The sequence below is a fragment of the Candidatus Paceibacterota bacterium genome (genome assembly GCA_035452965.1).
Taxonomy (GTDB): Bacteria; Verrucomicrobiota; Verrucomicrobiia; order Limisphaerales; family UBA8199; genus UBA8199.
Genome location: DAOTCE010000017.1, coordinates 63,525 through 81,764 on the forward strand (window position 1 = coordinate 63,525; position 18,240 = coordinate 81,764).

General features: G+C 62.9%; 18 protein-coding genes and 1 pseudogene. 11 read left to right on the forward strand and 8 right to left on the reverse strand.

The genetic code is table 11. The features are described 5' to 3' along the window. Positions 1-777 precede the first annotated feature (777 nt). The 8 genes and pseudogenes from trpD (at position 778) to P5205_13720 (ending at position 5,413) form a co-directional block, all read left to right on the forward strand. The gene (trpD, locus tag P5205_13685) at positions 778-1,833 is read left to right on the forward strand and encodes an anthranilate phosphoribosyltransferase (GenBank protein ID HSA11413.1); all 1,056 of its coding nucleotides are present in this window, start codon (positions 778-780) and stop codon (positions 1,831-1,833) included. Between the two features lie 93 nt (positions 1,834-1,926). Continuing rightward, positions 1,927-2,070, forward strand: a pseudogene (locus P5205_13690) (DUF4339 domain-containing protein). A gap of 87 nt (positions 2,071-2,157) precedes the next feature. Continuing rightward, entirely contained in the window at positions 2,158-2,412 is a 255-nt protein-coding gene (locus P5205_13695; GenBank protein ID HSA11414.1) for a TM2 domain-containing protein, read from the forward strand. Positions 2,413-2,517: 105 nt separating this feature from the next. Next, positions 2,518-3,024, forward strand: coding sequence for a DUF4190 domain-containing protein (locus P5205_13700; GenBank protein HSA11415.1), 507 nt, complete (start codon positions 2,518-2,520; stop codon positions 3,022-3,024). A 1-nt stretch (position 3,025) separates the two neighbouring features. Further along, positions 3,026-3,445, forward strand: a complete 420-nt coding sequence (locus tag P5205_13705) for a DUF2752 domain-containing protein (protein HSA11416.1) — start codon at positions 3,026-3,028, stop codon at positions 3,443-3,445. A gap of 81 nt (positions 3,446-3,526) precedes the next feature. Beyond that, positions 3,527-4,123: a GYF domain-containing protein gene (locus P5205_13710; GenBank protein ID HSA11417.1), complete on the forward strand. Its 597-nt coding sequence runs from the start codon at positions 3,527-3,529 to the stop codon at positions 4,121-4,123. An 11-nt stretch (positions 4,124-4,134) separates the two neighbouring features. Further along, positions 4,135-5,094 (forward strand): GYF domain-containing protein, encoded by a 960-nt coding sequence (locus P5205_13715; GenBank protein HSA11418.1) that lies wholly within the window; start codon positions 4,135-4,137, stop codon positions 5,092-5,094. Next, positions 5,054-5,413 carry a hypothetical protein gene (locus P5205_13720; GenBank protein ID HSA11419.1) on the forward strand — a complete coding sequence of 120 codons (360 nt, stop codon included), beginning with the start codon at positions 5,054-5,056 and terminating at the stop codon, positions 5,411-5,413. The genes P5205_13715 and P5205_13720 overlap by 41 nt, the downstream gene beginning before the upstream one ends. A gap of 31 nt (positions 5,414-5,444) precedes the next feature. On the opposite strand, the gene P5205_13725 is transcribed toward P5205_13720, so the two are convergent. Together P5205_13725 and P5205_13730 are read right to left on the reverse strand one after the other, a co-directional pair. Further along, positions 5,445-6,587 carry a type III PLP-dependent enzyme gene (locus P5205_13725; GenBank protein ID HSA11420.1) on the reverse strand — a complete coding sequence of 381 codons (1,143 nt, stop codon included), beginning with the start codon at positions 6,585-6,587 and terminating at the stop codon, positions 5,445-5,447. Position 6,588: 1 nt separating this feature from the next. Then, positions 6,589-8,046, reverse strand: a complete 1,458-nt coding sequence (locus P5205_13730; protein HSA11421.1) for a saccharopine dehydrogenase C-terminal domain-containing protein — start codon at positions 8,044-8,046, stop codon at positions 6,589-6,591. A gap of 468 nt (positions 8,047-8,514) precedes the next feature. Between P5205_13730 and P5205_13735 the strand changes: the two genes are divergently transcribed. The 3 genes from P5205_13735 to P5205_13745 all read left to right on the forward strand — a co-directional run bounded on the left by P5205_13735 (position 8,515) and on the right by P5205_13745 (position 13,016). Continuing rightward, positions 8,515-9,894, forward strand: coding sequence for a hypothetical protein (locus P5205_13735; protein HSA11422.1), 1,380 nt, complete (start codon positions 8,515-8,517; stop codon positions 9,892-9,894). Positions 9,895-10,391: 497 nt separating this feature from the next. Next, a complete protein-coding gene (locus P5205_13740) occupies positions 10,392-11,510 on the forward strand; it encodes a hypothetical protein (GenBank protein HSA11423.1) in 1,119 nt (372 codons plus the stop codon). Between the two features lie 72 nt (positions 11,511-11,582). Next, on the forward strand, positions 11,583-13,016 hold the full coding sequence (locus P5205_13745) for an NAD(P)-dependent oxidoreductase (GenBank protein HSA11424.1): 1,434 nt from the start codon (positions 11,583-11,585) through the stop codon (positions 13,014-13,016). On the opposite strand, the gene P5205_13750 is transcribed toward P5205_13745, so the two are convergent. From P5205_13750 to P5205_13775, 6 genes are all read right to left on the reverse strand, one after another. Beyond that, complete coding sequence (locus P5205_13750) at positions 13,013-13,483, reverse strand: hydrogenase maturation protease (protein ID HSA11425.1); 471 nt, start codon at positions 13,481-13,483, stop codon at positions 13,013-13,015. The two genes, P5205_13745 and P5205_13750, sit on opposite strands and share 4 nt — an antisense overlap. Before the next feature lies 1 nt (position 13,484). Further along, positions 13,485-14,459: a sugar phosphate isomerase/epimerase gene (locus P5205_13755; GenBank protein HSA11426.1), complete on the reverse strand. Its 975-nt coding sequence runs from the start codon at positions 14,457-14,459 to the stop codon at positions 13,485-13,487. Positions 14,460-14,492: 33 nt separating this feature from the next. Continuing rightward, positions 14,493-15,713 (reverse strand): hypothetical protein, encoded by a 1,221-nt coding sequence (locus tag P5205_13760; GenBank protein ID HSA11427.1) that lies wholly within the window; start codon positions 15,711-15,713, stop codon positions 14,493-14,495. A 137-nt stretch (positions 15,714-15,850) separates the two neighbouring features. Next, a complete protein-coding gene (locus P5205_13765; GenBank protein ID HSA11428.1) occupies positions 15,851-16,054 on the reverse strand; it encodes a hypothetical protein in 204 nt (67 codons plus the stop codon). A gap of 153 nt (positions 16,055-16,207) precedes the next feature. Continuing rightward, the gene (locus tag P5205_13770) at positions 16,208-17,638 is read right to left on the reverse strand and encodes a Ni/Fe hydrogenase subunit alpha (protein HSA11429.1); all 1,431 of its coding nucleotides are present in this window, start codon (positions 17,636-17,638) and stop codon (positions 16,208-16,210) included. Between the two features lie 7 nt (positions 17,639-17,645). After that, on the reverse strand, positions 17,646-18,239 hold the full coding sequence (locus P5205_13775) for an oxidoreductase (protein ID HSA11430.1): 594 nt from the start codon (positions 18,237-18,239) through the stop codon (positions 17,646-17,648). Position 18,240: the final 1 nt, after the last annotated feature.

An 18,240-nucleotide genomic window follows, 5' to 3' on the forward strand; every position in this document is an offset into this window, starting at 1 on the left:
GCAAACCCTGCTTCTCATCAGACGCCCTGGTCAAAGGTCTTCACGACAAGTTTCTCATACCATTTATGGCTCCGGATTACCAGCAAAACATGTCTCAGACCTTAGCTCAATTGTTGGGCATGGGAGTGTGAGCGCTCAGGAAGCGAGAGTTTTATTAGCTTTTTCGCGGATTCCCGGGGAAGCCCATTGGCGATTCATCGTTTCGCTCTCCTCTGCCTGCCTCCGGCACCCCCTCCGGGCAGACGCGACGGCACCGTTACGGGTGGCCGGACATTTGCGTTGGCTTGCGGCCGGCTGGGGGATGGCGTGTTAGTGCGGTCTGGCTACGGTGTGTATCCCATGGGGAGCACTCCCCATGGGATACACACCGTAGCACCACCATGCCGCCACCGGAATCCCAAGCAGGATGTGCCGGGGTCAGCGGGGATTGGAAAAGGCAGGCAGGCGGCATCACTGTCCAAAATATGGACAGTGCACGGGTTTCGGAGGTCGGGGAGGCGTTCCAGGTAGCGTAGATGGCAACCACCGTTGGCACTTCCCGGAAATCCGTGCCGAACCTCTTGTTAGCCCGCATCCCGCTCCTTGGGGTAACGACGCTTCCTGGGGCATATCTGCGGTGGAACGGCTGCGCTCACACATACTTCCACCGGGTGTTGCTATCTATGGCGCTCCCGACGGAACTTCCGATAGAGCCCCATTGCCGCAACAGCCACCGGTGTTCATCCGCCTCCGCGGTTCCCAATTGCAGCCGATCCAGTCCACCGTCTAGGATGAGTCATGCTTGAAAGTCTGACACGCCGGCTTGCGTTAGCGCATAATCTCACGGAGGACGAGGTTCGCCAGGCTGTTGGGGATTTGGTTGACGAGGCGGTGCCGGCGACGACCAAGGCTGAGTTTCTAACGCAACTGGCCCGGAAAGGTGAGACGGTGGATGAAATCGCGACGTTTGCCCGCGAGTTGGGCCGTCGGTCGGTTCGACCGGCGCTGGTGGAGGAGTTGCGCAGCGGCGTTCTGCTGGATGTGGTTGGCACGGGGGGCGATCACCTGAGCACTTTCAACATCTCGACAACGGTGTCCCTGATCGCCGCTGCGGCGGGTGTGCGGGTGGTCAAGCATGGCAATCGAGCCAGCACTTCGCTGGTAGGGAGCGCGGACGTGATGGAGGCCCTGGGCATCCCGTTTGACTGGGAACCGGAGCAAGCCGTGCGGTCGCTGTGCGAACACGGCTTTGCGTTCTTCTTCGCGCCAAAATACCACCCCGCCTTCCGGCACATTATCCCGGCGCGCAAGCTCTGCGCCGCGCAAAGCCAGAGCACGATCTTCAACTTCCTCGGACCGTTGCTGAACCCGGCAGCGCCGACGGCGGCCTTGATTGGCGTGCCGCGGCCGGACTTGTGCGCGCCGCTCGCGCGCGTGCTGCAGTCGCTCGGCATGCGCCGCGCGATGGTCGTGTGCGGGGCCGTGCCCGGCGAGGCCGGGACGGTCCGGTACTTGGACGAACTTTCCCCGCTCGGTCCGACGACAGTGGCGGAGTTCTACCAGGAACGGGCGTTAGCTTGTTCGACGGTGCGAACGGAGTGGTTCCCGCTGCAGCCGGCGGTGCTGGCGGACCTGCGCGGCGGCGATCGCGAGGTCAATGCCTCGATTATCCGCCGTGTGTTGAAGGGCGAGGAGCGCGGCCCGAAGCGGGACGCCGTTCTGCTCAACGCCGCCGCCGCTTTGTTCGTGGCTGACCGGGTGCGCTCGCTGGCGGAGGGTTGGGAGTTGGCGGGGCAGACCATTGACAGCGGGCGGGCCGCCGCAAAGCTGGCGGAGCTGCGAAGGCAGGCGTAGCAGGCGGGTGAGGCTCGCCATCCCACCGCCCCATTACAAAGGACGGCTGCTTTTCCACTTGGCGGGAGCGGCGTGGGGGATTAGAAGGACTGCATGTACAAGATTATTGGCAAGGACGGACAACAATACGGCCCGGTTAGCGCGGAGCAGTTGCGGGGCTGGATTGCCGAGAACCGCGCGAGCGCACAAACGCTCGTGCAAACCGAGGGCACGCAGGATTGGAAGCCGCTGGGCGCGTTGCCTGAGTTTGCGGCCGACCTGAGGCCGCCGCCGTCGGCCTCGCCGTCGAGCCTCGTGCCGCCAGCGTCTTCACCGCCGTCCTCCATCCCCAACCCTCGGGCGTCGAACAAGATTGCAGCGGGCATATGCGGCATTCTGCTGGGCTCGCTCGGCGTGCATAAGTTCATCCTCGGCTACACGGGCGCGGGGCTGATCATGCTGCTGGTCACGGTGCTCACCTGCGGTTTCGGCGGGTGCGTCATGGGCATTATCGGCCTCGTCGAGGGCATTATCTACCTGTGCAAGCCGGATGAGGAGTTTGTGCGGGTGTATGTTGACGGGCGAAAAGAGTGGTTCTAACCCCGATGCGTTCGATTCGTGCAGCCGCCGACGCGGGCTGCCGCCAGTCTGGGCGTGGAACGAGTGCGCCGGCTGATCTCAGCGCCAACACTCAGTAATGCGGTTATGTATAGAATCATCGGAGCAGACGGCAGGGAATACGGGCCGGTCCCGGCGATCCAACTCCGCGAATGGATCGCCGAAGGCCGGGCCAACGCGCTGACGCGAGCGCGGGCCGAAGGGGACACTCAATGGAAGCCGCTGACGGAGTACCTTGAATTCGCCGCATTGCTGAGCCGCATCTCCCCGCCCCCGGCGGCCCCGAGGCCAATCCACCTGGCGCCGACTCTTCGCACTAACTCGATGGCACTTGCCAGCCTGGTCATGGGGATTCTATCACTGACGTGCGGAATGTGCTGCTGCTACGGGCTGCCCTTTAATCTGCTGGGAATCATCTTCGCGCTGGTCGCCTTATCCCAGATCGGGAGGGATCCGCAGGCACAACAGGGCAGGGGCCTGGCCATCGCGGGCCTGGTGCTTTCTTGCTTTAGCCTCGTGCTGGCGGCTCTGGCGTGTGTGCTTGGTGTCGCGCTGAGCGCTTCGGACGTCATGCGCAAGATGGAAAGGCTGTAGGATGTCCGAATCCGCCACTTCATTCAGGGGCATCCGGCCGGTTGCCCTGGCAGGGTTGGTGTTGCTTGTGGCGGCGGGGTTGGTGCTGTTCTGCTTCGACCCCAGGCGGTACCATTTCTACCCGGTTTGCTTCTTCCACCAGACCACTGGTTTGCTCTGTCCCGGGTGCGGAGTGCTGCGAGCGCTGCACCAATTGCTGCATGGGGACCTGGCGGCAGCCTTTCGTTTTAACCCGATGCTGGTTGTTTCCCTGCCGTTCCTCATCTGGCTGGGCGCGTGGTCTGGCTTGAAGAAGCTGAGGAACCAACCGGCAGCTATCAGCTTGCGGCCGGGATGGTTGTGGCTGATGCTGGCAGGGGTACTGCTGGTCAGCTTGCTGCGAAACCTGCCCGGCGCACCGTTTGACCTGCTGCGGCCTTGAGGCCGCGCCAGCCGGAGCTTGCTCACAGACCGTCAATGGCATACAACCGGGTTATTCGGTAGTAAAGAAAGGCAAGAACCTATGTATAAAATAATCGGAGCGGATCAAAAGGAATACGGGCCTGTCTCGGCCGAGCAGCTGCGCCAATGGATGGCCGAAGGTCGCGTTACCGCGCAGACCCAAGTGCTGCCCGAGGGCGGAACCGAATGGAAAGCGCTGGGTGACCTGCCGGAATTTGCGACGGCGGCGTCCAGGCCGGTGCCGGGAATTTCCGTGGAGCCCACCCCGGGACCGAATGCCGCGGACCGGGTGAAAGGGCCGGCCACAGGTTTAATTGTGACGGCCGTCCTGGGGGTCATTGCGCAGATATTTTCCCTCGTCTGGCATTTCGCGGGGGCCTCCATGATGCCGAGCGACCGAATACCCAAAGAGGCATGGGCCAATATGTTCTCGGGCACGATCGGCGTGGTGTCCAGCATAATTGCGATTCTGCTAAGCGGCCTCATCTTCTTCGGCGCGATGAAGATGAAGAAGCTGGAGAGCTACGGCCTGGCGATGACCGCCAGCATCATAGCAATGATTCCCTGCCTCTCGCCGTGCTGCCTGATCGGCCTGCCGATCGGAATTTGGGCCGTCATGGTGCTGTCCAAGGAGGAAGTCAAGAGCGCGTTTCACTGAGACCGGACCTTATGTTCAGGATCATTGGCGGAGACCAAAAGGAATACGGGCCGGTTACCGCGGAGGACCTGCGCCGCTGGGCGGCCGAAGGCCGCGTCAATGCGCGAACCCCGGTTCAGGCTGAAGGCACCACGGAATGGCAGCCGTTGTCCGCTTTCCCTGAGTTTGCGGACATCGTGGCCTCCAGTCTCTCGACGCCGGGCGCGCTGCCGGTTGTTGGGGGACGTCCCGGGCTGCCGGAAGACATTCTCACTCGCGACTATGACCTGGACATTGGGGGCTGCGTGGGAAAAGCCTGGGAGTTGCTGAAGAACAACTTTGGCCTGGTTTTTGGGGGTGTCGCCGTTTACCTGCTGATCCAATGCGGCATGAGCATGGTGGCGCAGATTCCGATCGTTGGGATACTGGTGTCGGTGGGGAGTCTTATCATTACCGGGCCGCTGACGGGCGGCGTTTACTACTTCCTGCTCAAGGTCATTCGCGGGCAGGGGGCGGAGATCGGGGATGTGTTTGCCGGCTTCCGGCTGGCATTTGCGAACCTGTTGCTGGGCTATATCGTGGTGACCCTCCTCACTTGCCTGGCGATGCTGCCCGGCATCGCGATCATGGCTTTCCCGATCGCCATGATGGCTCAGAATAACGCCGCTGAGGTGGGCCCCGTTCTCCTGGCCCTGGTGGGCTTTATTGTCGTGCTGATTCCGGCCGTCTACCTGGCCGCCAGTTGGATGTTTTCGCTGCCGCTCATTATTGACAAGCAAATGGACTTCTGGCCGGCGATGGGCGCGAGCCGGAGGATGGTGGGCAAACACTGGTGGCTGGTCGTTGGTTTGGCGGTTGTATGCGGGTTGATCAACTGCGCCGGGTTCCTGGCGTGTTGCGTGGGCATCTTCGTCACCTTGCCGCTCACGTTCAGCGCCATGATGTATGCGTATGAGAGCATCTTCTCTGCGCCAGCCTCGCAAGCTGCTTAGCCGCTCCGCCGCCCGGAACGCCGCCCTTCTCAATCAATGCGCCACGCCGGGGCTGGGCTCGTTCATGGCCGGCCGGCGCCTGGCGGGCCTCGGGCAGTGTCTCCTGGCGCTCGCCGGGTTCGGAATGGTTATCGGCTGGTTTGTGCTGCTGGCCCTGCAAAGCTACAATGAACTTCTCAACGACGCCCCGCCGAAGTCCGTAGCCTGGCTGGGCGTTGCGGGGGGCGCAACTTTCATCGCCGCATGGCTGTGGTCGCTCATTACCAGCCTCAGCCTGTTGCGCGAAGCGCGCGCTGTCGAACTACCACCCGGCGGCTGACGCGCCCGCCCAGGCCAGGTAGCGTGGGGGTTTATTGGTTTATGTGCACCACCTTGGCCGGGGCGAAGCCGTTGAACCAGGTGGAGGAGGCGTGGCTGTAGGCGCCGATGTTCTCGCTGTAGAGCAGGTCGCCCCGTTCGAGGTTGGCGGGGAGTTGCTCGGCCAGCGACACCACGTCAAGCGCGTCGCAGGTGGGGCCGAACACGGAACAGATCTGCGTGGGGCCGCGTTTGAAGGCCTTGAGGTGGTAGTGGCAGTGGTCGAATATAACACCCGAGAAGGTGTGATAGACGCCGTCGTTGATGTAGTAGCAGAGCTTCCCGTCGCGCACGGCCTTGCCGATGATCTTGGAGACGGCGACAGCGGCGGTCGCAACCAGGAACCGGCCGGGTTCGGCCAGGATCTCGATGTTCCTGGGGAATAACCGGTCGATCTCCCGATTGATGATGCCGGCCAATTCGCGGAACGGTTTGACGCTGTCGTCATAGGGCGCGGGGAAGCCGCCACCGATGTCGAGCAAGTTCATCTTGGTGTAGCCGCGCTGCCGGGCTTCCCTGAAGAGGTTGGCCGCCAGGTTGATGGCGGCCACGTAGTTCTGGAAGTTCGTGGTTTGGCTGCCGACATGGAAGCTCAAGCCCTCGACGACCAGGCCCGCCTTGTCCGCCGCGAGGATCATATCAACGGCCTCGCCCGGTGAGGCGCCGAACTTGGAGGAGAGCTCGACCATCGCGCCGGTGTTGGGCACCTTGATGCGCAAGGCCAGCCCCGCCAGGGGGGCGTACTTCTTGATCTTCGTGATCTCCTCGTAGTTGTCGTAGGTCACCAACGGCTTGTACTGGTTGAGGTCCCGCAGGGTTTCGTTGGCCTTGATGGGATTCGCGTAGATGATCTTGTCCCAGATCCAATCCTGCCGCTGTTTGTCGGGCAGGTCCTTGATGTACTGGTAGACGATGCGGAACTCCGGCATGGAGGCGACATCGAAGCTGCCCCCGGCCTCGTAGAACGTCTTCACGATGGCCGGGTCGGAGTTGGCTTTGACTGCGTAGTAAGCCTGGACGCGCGGCAGGTAACGCTTGAACTGAGCGTAGTTGCGGCGCAGTTGCTCGTGGTCCACCACGAAGAGCGGCGTGCCGTGCTGCTCCGCGAGTCGCTTGAGAAGGCGGCGGTTGATCATTTCAGTCTCCGTCGGTAATGAGGAAGTTCTTGAATTGCCAGGGGTCCTTGCGGTCAATCTGCGGATTGTTGTGGCCCTGGAAGGCGTTGGTGTAATGCTTGAGCGGCGTCCAATCGGCCGGCTTGGAGATCCACTTGCCCAGGTAGGGCTTCGAGATCTTGAGCACGTAGTCATGCGGCAAGTCGTCGGGCACGAGCACGCCGCGGTCCGGGTTCTCGATGATCCACATGGCGGCGGCTACGACCGCGATGGCGACCTGCATGGTGGTCGCGTTCTGGTGCGGCACCAGGCGGCGCGACTCCTCGATGCTGAGGTCGCTGCCAATCCACCATGAGTTGTACGCATGGCCCATGAGCAACGCGCCCAGGATGTCGGAGCCGCTGATGATGTCGTCGTTGAGGATGCGCTGCTGCTCCACGAGCCGGTAGTCGTAGCCGCGCAACTCGTTCAGCGAGGCAATGGCCGAGTCGGACGGACAGTAGGCGTAGTGCACGGTGGGCCGGTAAATCGCCTTGCCGTTCTTCCACACCGTCAAACGATCGGAGATGGTGAAGGCTTCGCCGTGACGCACCACCATGCCGTGGATGCAGTAGTCGGGCACCCAGGAGGAGACCCACGTATTCATGCCCATGCGGGCGAGGCAAATCTGGTTGCGCGGCCCGTCCTTGTGCTCGTAGGCGAGCGGCGGCAACTCCTTTTCGTGCGTGCCCCAGCCCATTTCGGCCGTGGTGGTGCCTTCCTCGCGGAAGCCCTCGACGCTCCAGGTGTTGACAAATTCGTTTACCTGCTTCGGCTTGTCGGTGATCTGGGTGTCGCGTTCGCTGACGTGAATCACTTTCACGCCAAGCTTCATCGCCAGGTGGTTGAATTGCTGCTCCGCCATGAGCCGCCGGATTTCGTCGGCGGCCTTGCCTTTAACCTTGCGGTCCTTGATCACGCGTTTGCCGATGTCCAGCAAGCCTTGCTTGGTGAAGTGCGAGATGAGGCCCGGGTTCGCGCCGTGTTCCACGACCGCCGTCGGGCCGGGCTTGGACCACTTGGAAATCATGCGGCGGATTTGCATGTGCCGCCAGTAGAGGGTCATCTTTTGGGGCGGGGCGCCTTTGGCGTTCTCGTACGGGTCCCACAGCTCGACCGAGGCGTTGATGTAGAGGACGCCGTGGTCATGGCACCACTGGAGGATGTCGCAGCAGTCAATATTCCACGCCAGGTCAATCAACAAATCACCCGGTCCGAGGTACTTGCCCAGCCGCGCGCCCATGTTGGCGCGCGTGATGCGCTCCTGCGCAAACTTCACTCCGCGCTTGAGCCAGGGCGAAAGCAGGCTGCGGCGGTTCTCGAAGTCCACCACCGTAATCTGCTTTGCGGGCACCTTGATATGCTTGACCAAAATGGGGAGGGTGCATTGCGCCACCGCCCCATAACCAACGACTAGTATCTTCTGGTTGAATGCGAGCATAGCTATTGATTGATAAAAGACTCGGTGCCGTCAAGCCTGTTCCCTTCAAATGTTGATTGCCGCCCCGCAGCGCGTATGCATGAAGGTGTGCGGGCATTCTGCCCGCTTGTCTGGCCCGCCATCCGCAAAGCGGGCAAGATACCCACGCGCCTCCGGCAGCTTCATGCATGCGCGCTAGCCGCCCCGTCGCCGTCTTGCTTGCCCTTTGACATCGCAGCACTCGTTTGGCAGCCTCGGGGCTTGCTGAGCGAGATCCAAATGCAAGTTCTCCTCACCGGCGCAACGCCAATGCCATGCCGGTGCGCCAAGTCAAGTGGCTGTCGCTTGGGCCTCACTCGCGTGTCACCCGGTCTGCCGTCCACCCGCAGCGCGGTGATGTTCGGTGCCTGCAGATCGCCAGAACTCCTGGGCAAGATAATCAAGCCCCGGCCTGAGGCCTGAGATTGTGAAACTGAAATCCACACTGCCATGAATACTCTCATCCGGAAGCGCCTGCTCGTCCGCTCCTTCATGCTGCTCTTGCTCTGCGCCAGCGCCAGCCCTGCTCCGGCCCAGGCCAAAGCCCCGAAGCTCCCGGCTCGTTCACCCCTCCACTTCGCTGACTACAATTCCGAGCCGCGCAGCCAGGATGGCCACGTGGACGGTGACGCCCTGTTGGCGCGTCTCAAGGAGTTGCACGTGACCACCTATTACTGGCTGATCTGGCACGCCGCGACAGACTGGGACGACCTGAAGCTCTTCCTGCCTAGAGCGGCCCGAGCGAACATTGAAATCTGGGTCTATCTGGTGCCGCCGACCGAAAGCCCCCCCTTATACGGCACTAGCTATTCCGAACCGTTCCGGCTGGACTACGGGCGCTGGGCGGAGGAGATCGCGCGTCTCTCTCTCCAGCACACCAACCTGACCGCTTGGGTGATTGACGACTTCTACGGGAACCACCAGTTCTTCACGCCCGCGGTCGTCCGCGACCTGCAGCGACGGGGCAAGGGAATCAACCCACGGCTTGCCTTCCTGCCGCTGATGTACTTCGGAGAGATTCGGCGCCAGTTTGTCCAGGATTACCGTGAGGTCATTGATGGCGTCGTGGTCGCCTACCCGCGGGATCGCACGGAGATGGACCACGCGTGGGCAATTTTGAACGACGACGCCGTCGTCTTGCCGGGCGAACTGAGTTTCCCGGCGAACACGCCCTCGCAGCCGGGCGACTTTGTCGAAGCCAGCCTGCCCGCCAGGGTCTCACCGCTTGGACCGCGGCGGATCAGCTTCCAGGAGCGGGACGATTTCACCGGCCCGACCGCTGGGTACCACTTCAAACAGCTCCTGGTCAACAAAACCGTTGTGTGGGAGGAGGACGTGGCCGGGGGCACCAACGCCTGGCGACGCATCACGGTGGAACTGCCCGCGGCCGTACCGGGAGGCGACGAGTCCACGCTAGCGTTTCGTCTGCTGGACAAGAAAGGTGTCGGCAACTTCGGGGTGCGATGGCAGCTCAAGGATCTGCGGGGGGAGGGGATCAAAGGAACCGCCGGCCTCGATCGCCCGCAGAAATGGCAGGTGACCCAGCGCGGCCCCTTCGAAGCGGGCTTCGGGGACCGGTTGAAGACGCCCCAGCACCGCTTCCATGTCCCCTTCATCGTTATGACCGCCGGCCAGGCTGGCGAATTCAAGCTGCGCCACGGCGAGCCCGCCAGCCCCGAGCGCATGGCTGAGTGGCTCCGGTTCTGCCTCGAGGCGTGGAGTGAGGGCAAATGCGACGGGGTAGTCACCTACTGCCTCGACAAAACACCCGGCAGCCGGGTGTTCGACCTTGCCCGCGACTTGTTCGGCCAATACAGGCCGAAAAGGTAGGGCGGTCTCTGCCCTTTCACCGCCGGGTGAGTTGGTTCCGCAACTCGCTAAGCGCCGCAGTCCATTAGGGCAGTCCCATATCCCCAAATCGGATTGCCGCCCCCGGGGAAACCAGTGTTGTGTCCATTTTTGAGACAGTGATGGCTTCCGAGCGCAGCCCCCATAGCTCCGAGTGCCAGTGTGACAACGCTCTGACACCCGTGATACCCCAGTGTGTATCCCATGGGGAGCGCTCCCCATGGGATACACACCGGGGTCCCGCTGGATTGCCGCCGTCCCATCGCCGTGGCCGGCCTGGGTGGGGGGGGGATGCTGCGGGTTGTCATTTGCGGTTCGGCCAAGGACGCCGTCTCAAAACCTACCCGGCGAGCAGACCCCACCTCGCACCCCGGGCAAGCGGCGCTAGTCCGCACCAGATTAGCGGGATGGGATTCTCCTTGTGTTCCATTGTGAATTGTGCTAATCCTTAATCGTCGTTCCGAAAACGGACGCCACCCATGAAAGCACGAGCCTTGAGCGCCTTCCTCGCGTTTAGCTGTCTCATCACGGTCTCCGGGCAGAGCACCGTTGCCTACTTCAGCGGCCCCTCATTTCAAGTGCCTCTTGAGTTCGCAACTGCTATAGACCTCAACCAGGACGCCGCTGCCGACTTCTCGTTTTGGTCAACCCGCCCACTCATCACAACGGATTATCCAAGCAGTGGCGGCGCTTGGCCATATTGCGTTGGCGCGCTGGGCACCAACCAAATGCTGATTACGGGCTACGATGCGCTCCTCCAGCCTTTTGGCGCGGAAATCGGCAGCGATGCGCCGCCCACCAGCGGTTGGGCTACGCCGCCGTGGTGGGGTGCGGGGTTGGCCGCTTACTGGTGGAGCCGCTATGGAGCAATCATTGGGGATCAGATTGTTTATTCGGGCTGGAGTGGCCCGTTAGGGAACCTTGGGGTGGCCTATATGGGGGTCCGTGTATGTAGTACTGGCGGCCCCCGCTACGGTTGGGTTCGTGTTCGGTTGCCCCGACCATACGCTGGCCCAGGCATTAACCTGTTTGAGTACGCGGTTACAGTCGTGGACTGGGCCTACGAGACCTGCCCGGATAAGCCCATCCGCGCCGGGGACATTGGTTCAGCCGGCGAATCCGTCCAGTTCACAGTCGAATGGTCCAGCCCGCGCCACGAGGCAGGCAGTGCGAACCCGGAAGTTGGCACCGGCTCTTTCATCCTTACGGGCAATACGCTGCGCGGCGAGCTGGACCTGGCGGGTCAATTCACCTCCGCGCACATCGTCGGCCCGGGGAATCCTCGCCAGCGATCGGAGCCCTTATCTGACTTTGGCCAGCCGCTCGTCTCCAATGTCGGCCGCACTGCCTTCTTCAGCGAGGTGACTCTCACCTCTTCGCAGGTCAAGCACCTGTTCCAAGGCAAGTATTCTGTGACCGTTGACAGCGGCGGTCTTACAGGTCGAATTGAGCCTGTTGTACCTGTTCATAGGACTGGCAGGCATTCGGCAAACAGCGCCCGAGCCCCCAGGGAAGGTTGCGCGGTCTCGCCGAGACCGCAGCCGCATGGCCTACTCGGTCAACGAGTCACACCTCCCGTCCCAGGCAAGCGGCGCTAGTCCGCACCAGATTAACCGCTTGCCGGTCCCGCCAAACCGTGCGATAGACAGGTTGTGACTAATGGTCACGCGATGAGCGACACTGTTTCGCAACGGCCCAACCCGAAGTACGCGTGGCGCGAGGTGGCCCACGAGGGACTGCCCAAACGCTCCGCCTCGGAGCGGGTGGCCGATTTCCTCGAGATCTACGGCCTCTACGACGAGGCGACCGCCCGCGAGCAGGCGAGCCGCTGCATCCAATGTCCCAACCCGAGCTGTGTTACCGGTTGCCCTCTCTGCAACCCTATCCCGCAGTGGATGTTGCTGACCGCCGAGGGCCGGTTCCTCGAAGCCGCCGCCGTGCTGGGCTCCGTCACCAACCTGGCGGAAATCTGCACTCGGATGTGCCCCACCGAACGCCTTTGCGAGGGTTCCTGTGTCCTGAACGGCGTGTCCGAGCCGGTCTCCATCGGCGCCATTGAGCAGTTTCTCGCCGAGTATGCTTTTGCCCACGGGCAGGCTGGTGCGAGCACCGCCCCGCCCAACGGCCTGCGCGTCGCGGTGGTGGGCTCCGGGCCGGGCGGTCTTGCGTGCGCCGATGAACTTGCCCGGCGCGGTTATGCCGTCACCATCGTTGACTCGGCGCTCGTGCCGGGGGGGCTGCTGGTGAACGGCACGCCGGCGTTCAAGGTGGAATACTCCATCGTCCAACGCCGCATTGAAGTGCTGCGGAAGCGGGGCGTGGTCTTCCGCCTGGGCCTTAAGCTCGAGGAGAATCTTGATTTCGGACAATTGCGCAGCGAGTTCGATGCTGTCTTCCTTGGGTTCGACTCCCGCAAAGCCCGGACCTTGCAGGTTCCCGGCGCCGACCTCCGGGGCGTCATCCAGGCCCTGCCATTCATCCTCCAAAAGACCACGCCCGTGGTGCTGGACCTGCCGGTTATCGAAGTCTCCGGCAAGCGCGTCGTAGTCGTGGGCGCCGGCGACACAGCGATGGATTGCCTGCGCGCCGCCATCCGCTACGGCGCAAGCGAGGCCGTGTGCGTCTATCGGCGTGCCGAGCCGGATATGCCGTGCACCCGCCACGAATACGATAACGCCCGCGAGGAAGGTGCGCGATTTGTGTTCCAGGCGGCACCGGTGGCTGTGCTGGGAAACGACCAGCGCCAGGTCGCCGGCCTGCGGCTCATACGCACGGAGCTCGGCCTGGCGGATTCCAATGGGCTCCGCCCAATCGTGGTTCGCCCGGGCACGGAGTTTGACATGCCGGCGGATTTGATTGTGCTGGCGCTGGGCTTTGATCGCGTGCCCTGCCCGCACTCGGGCGAGCTCAGCGACCTCGCTGTCAACGATTGGGGGGGCGTGACAGTGGATTTGAACCAGATGACCAGCATCCCCGGGGTATTTGCCGGCGGTGATATCGTCCGCGGCCCGAGCCTCGTGCTGCACGCAGTCCGCGATGCTCGCCGGGCCGCCCAACAAATCCACGCTTACCTTTCCGAGCGGCACCAGCCGGCCCGCGCTTAACCGCTACGCGGATCGGCGGCGCGCTGCTTAACCTCTGCCACCGCGTGTTCGAAGCCGCGTTGTGCCAGCGGTGAGAGTTCCTCCCCGATGCCAATGTCCTCGACGGGGATGGTCAGCCACCAGGCCTCGGGCGCATGGCCAAACACGTCCCGCGCCACCGCCAGCAAAGTCGCCGGGCTGGCCGCGTGGGCCATGATTTGAGAACTCGCCGCGGGCAAGAGCTTGCGCATTTGCACTTGGCGTGGCGCATCCACTGCCGCATCCACAAAAATGACGAGGCGCGCTTCCGAAACCGCCTCCGCGAGTTCGGGCGTCAGCAACGGGCAAACCAGCGCGCGAACGCCCGGCAGCGCCAGCGATGCCACCGTTTCCGCCACCCTGGGCCCTACACCGTCATCCCGCCGCAGCGTGTTGCCGTAGCCGATGACCAGCAGGGCTGCTGGCAGTTCTGGTTCTGCCGGTGCCATCCTAATCGGGGTTGCGCCAGGAGCGGGGCGTGGGCTTGGGACCGGGTGGCCGGCCCTCGATCTGCGCGACCAGCCAGTCGAAACCGTCGAGGTTGTCCTGCAGGCGGACCTGGGCATCCTCGTCGGTGTGGTTCAGAATGCCAAGCGGGCCGTGCCAGCGGCTATCGCGTATGATGCGCAGCAGCTTCAGGTCAAGGTCCCCCTGGCCAAGGGGCAAAATCTTCTTGCCGAGCTTCTCCCCATCGCGGGTCATGCCATTGAGGTTGAGCGCGAGCAGGTGAGGTTTCATCTTACTCAGCAAGGCGGGGAAACGGTCGAGGTGATCATGGCCGTGGTGCAGGTTATAGACAATGCCCACATTGGTGACGCCCCGCTGCCTCAGAAACTCAATGACGGCGATTTGGTTTTCCGGGTCGCCAAGCCAAGCCCCGTGGTTATATAGGGCGACCGGGCTGCCCAGTTTGGCCCCCGCCTCGGCGATGAGACGGATGCGCGCCGCCTCCGCTTCAACGCGGGCTTCCTGCTCCGCATGGTTCCTGGTCGGCTGGCCCCCTCCACTGACCCAAAGCTGGACGCCGCGCAGATTGTGGCGCCGGAGCACGTCCAGGATTAGCCGCGCTTCGTCGTTCATCTCCCAGGGGAACCACCACGCCAGCAGTCGGACATCGTGACGCCTGAGCGCCTCGATTTCAGCATCGAACGTCGGGATGTGATTGGCGCGGTAATCGTAGGCGAACAACTTAAGGCCCAGCTTCTCGAGCATCGCCGCCCGTTCTTCCGGCCCGCGCGCTTTGGCGTCGAACGGCACAATGCACCAGGCGGCCAGGTTCGTCCGGGCAAATAGGCGGTAATCGCCCTTGTTTGGCAGGACCGGCTCAGCGGCGCGGAAGACGAGAGACGCTGAGGCGCAGGTCCAAATCAGGAGGCAGAGGATCACCTGCATCAGGGTGCCGATATTTCGGGAGTAAGGATTCATATGTTTCGCAGTCGTTGGATATCTCCGCGGGCGTCATCTGCCGGTCCAGACCGGCGCCAGCCAGGCGACTGGTTTGGCCGGTTTGGCGCCTGGCGCATCGCCGCCTCCGGCATTCCACACTCGTACAAAGAAGTACCTGTTGGTGGCATCCGTGATCGTGGGTTTCCACGTCACAGAATAGGCGGGTGTGGGAGTGTAAGCCTGCACTATCGCGCCGCCGTCCTTTACAATGTCTATCTTTGTGAGCTTGTCCCCAGGCCGGCCGGTGTCGGGATCACTGATGGAGATGTCAAACTGGAATGAGTCCGGGCGATGAAGTGTCGAGCCCATGATCGCGCCGTTCACCGTGTAGCGGCATTGGATGTTGCCTTCCAGCGAGGCATAAGTTCGCCGGTGCTTCATGGCGTCCAGAATGGCCGCCTTGGTCCGGGCGTTCGCCAGTACGAACGTGCGGGAAGTATGATGCGTGATGCCCCAGAAACCGTGGTTGTCGAGGCCGCATACGGGCGACACTTTCCAACCCTTGTCCAAGGCGTTTACAAAGGCTTCATAGTGGACCCGGTTGTTGGAATTGATGACCTCCAACAGGGTGAGGATGTCCGCGACTTGAGGGTCGCACCAGGCCCAGTCGTTATAGCCGTGGGGCCCAGGGTGATTAAAGCTGGCAACCACCGGGCCATCACCATTGGGCGGGACGGTCTTGAGCCACTGGTATAAGTAGGGGAGGTCCACGCCTGGCGCCAGGGCGTTCAGGTATTCGCTGCTGTTGATGACATTCAGGTGCCCGGTCCCGTTCGGGCCGTTGTTTTCCGAGTGCTCATAGCCGGCGATGGCCACGAAACGGGCATCCGTGGCGGCGGCGGCGTCACGCTTGGCGGCTACCCAGGCCGCATTAGTGCGGCTCGGCGGTTGAAAGGTGGCTTCCTGGGAGTGATCGGTTGTGGTGTAGAAATCGTAGCCCTTGGACTTGGCCAAGGCATAGTGCGCCGAGGGCGGGCCTTGATATTTCTGCCAGTCCGGTTTCAGCACCTTGGCCTTCGCTGCCTTCTGCTTGCTCGCGCCCGGCTCCGGAACGGGTTTGCCATACTGCTCGCCGTGGCCCCAGGTGTTCGCGGTGTGGGAGTGCGTGTTGCCGGCATAGATATGGTATTGAGGCAAAGGCGCGCCGGCCTGGCCCAGGGCGACGCCGCCGGCGACCGACAGGCCGGCCAACGCCGCAATCAAGGAAAACGCCTGAGCGTTCGAGCGATTCATCCGTCATATCTATACTGCCCAAGCGATGCCGGCAATCCGAGAGAGCCCGCCGTTGCCCGGCCAGGCAACCGCGCGATCCGACTTGGGCGCCGAGCGTGGTTGGACGAAGAACAACATGACGGCGCGCGTGAAGCAGCTCAGGTTCGGGCGTGGAGGAAAATGCGCCGCACCTCGGCGTTGAGTTGTTCTTCCGTCCGATCCGGATGCTGGGCGCGCAGCCCCGCCAGCTTCAGCTTGCGCGCCGACCAGTCGAGTTGCTCCGCAAGCCGCAAGCGCCGCTCGCCCGGCATGCCGCGAAAGATCTTAACCTGCTTGGGACCGCTTGTTTCGTCAGGCAGCATCAACCACAGGATGCGCCCGAACCTGCAACAAAGCAAGCGTGACGCCCGACTGAACGGCCTCCCAAGCCGCGCAGTTTGCAGACTCCCCGCCCCTATTATTACCCGAGCAATCGTCGTCCTCGTTCGCCGTCTAACCCTCGATAACCGCCCAAGTCAACCGCGTGCCAGTTCGTCCAGGACTGCCCCGCCGGGGCCAATGAGCCGGATGTGCAAGGGCATCTGTCCGACGGCGTGCGTGGAGCAGCTCAGGCAGGGGTCGTAGCAGCGGATGCCGTGCTCGACGCGGTTGAGCATGGGCTCGGTTATCTTGTTGCCGCGCACGTAATGGCGCGCGATCTGAGCGACGGTCTGATTCATCGCCAGGTTGTTCTGGCCGGTGGCGACGATCATGTTGACCTTCTTGAGCAGGCCGTCGCGGTCCACGGTGTAATCGTGGAAGAGCGTGCCGCGGGGGGCCTCGCTGACGCCCACGCCGCGGAGGCTGTTGATGCCAGCGTCGGCGCGCAGGTCTTCGCTGAGCAGGTCGGCATCGTCCATGTAGGCCTCGACGCGCTCGATTGAGGTCAGGATTTCAATCAGACGCGCATAGTGATAATGGAAGGACGAGATCACCGCGTTGTCGCCGCGTGTCAGCTTCTTGAACTTCTTCAGCTCGGCGTCGGCCTTGGGCGTGCCCATCTGCTCAGCCACGTTCAGGCGGGCCAGCGGCCCGACCCGGTACATGCCGTCCGGGATGCCCAGGGGCGAATAATAGGGCGACTTCAGGTAGGAGGACGTTTGCACCGATTCGCTGATGTATTCGTAGTACTTCTGCGGATCGAGCTGGTCGGCGATCACACTGCCGCTGCTATCGGTGAACCGAAGCTTGCCGCCGTGATGTTCCCAGCCGCCATCCGGATCCACCAGCCCCATGAAGAGGGAGGGGAAGTTGCCAAAAATCTGGACTTCCTTCTTGTGCGTTTCGAGCACCTTCTTGAAGAGGTCGAATGCCGTCGCAATGGTGGCATAGGCTTCGGGCAGCCAGGCGCGGAGGCGCGCGCGGTCTTGCTCGGTGATGGAGCTGCGGACACCGCCGGGCACCGCCCAGGCCGGGTGAATCTTCTGGCCGCCGAGCACCTGGATGATCTCCTGGCCGAATTGGCGGAGTCGGATGCCGGCGCGGGCCAGGTCGGCGTTCGAGGCGATCAGGCCAAATACGTTCCGCGTGGCCGGGGGCGTGTCCCAGCCGAGCAGGAAATCTGGCGCGCTCAGGTGGAAGAAGCTCAAGGCATGGCTCTGGATGATCTGGCCGAGGTTCATGAGCCGGCGCAGCTTGTCGGCGGCGGGCGGGATATCAACGGCCATGATGGCGTCGCCCGCCTTGGCCGCAGCCAGCAAGTGGCTCACGGGACAGATACCGCAGATGCGCGGGGTAATGCCGGGCATCTCGCTGTAGGGCCGGCCCTCGCAGAACTTCTCGAACCCGCGGAACTCCACCACGTGGAACTCGGCGTCGGACACATTGCCGGCGTCGTCCAGGAAGATGCTGATCTTGGCGTGGCCCTCGATGCGGGTCACGGGGTCAATGACAATACGTTGAGCCATAACGATCCTATCCAAATTTGAGCTGGGGACCTTCAAGCTGCGGCTCCTTGCCTTCGAGCACTTGGACCAAGAAGGCCTTGATGCGGTCGGCCGGCGGGGGGCAGCCGGGCAGGAAGTAGTCCACCCGCACGGCTTCGTGCACGGGTATCACCCGGGGCAGGAGCACCGGGACGATGCCCGGCTCGTTGGGCAGGCTTGGGTTGTTCTGAGCGCACTCGATGTAGGCGCGCTGCAGGACGCTTTCCGCGTTCCCCAGGCCGAGTTGGTTGCGGATGGCGGGCACGTTGGCCGTGACCGCGCAGTCGCCGAACGAGACAAGGACTTTGGTCCGCTCCCGAACTTTGTGGAGCAGCTCCAGGTTATCCGCGTTGCAGATGGCGCCCTCGATCAGGCACACGTCCACGGCCTCGGGGTATTCCTTCACGTCGATGACGGGGCTGTATACCAATTCGACCCTGGTGGCCAGTTCGATCAAGAACTCGTCCAGGTCCAGAAACGACATGTGGCAGCCGGAACAGCCGCCGAACCAAACTGTGGCCAGGCGCAGGAGCGCCGGCCGGCCGGTGTCCGGCTTCGCTTCCATTTCGTGCTTCGTTTGCATA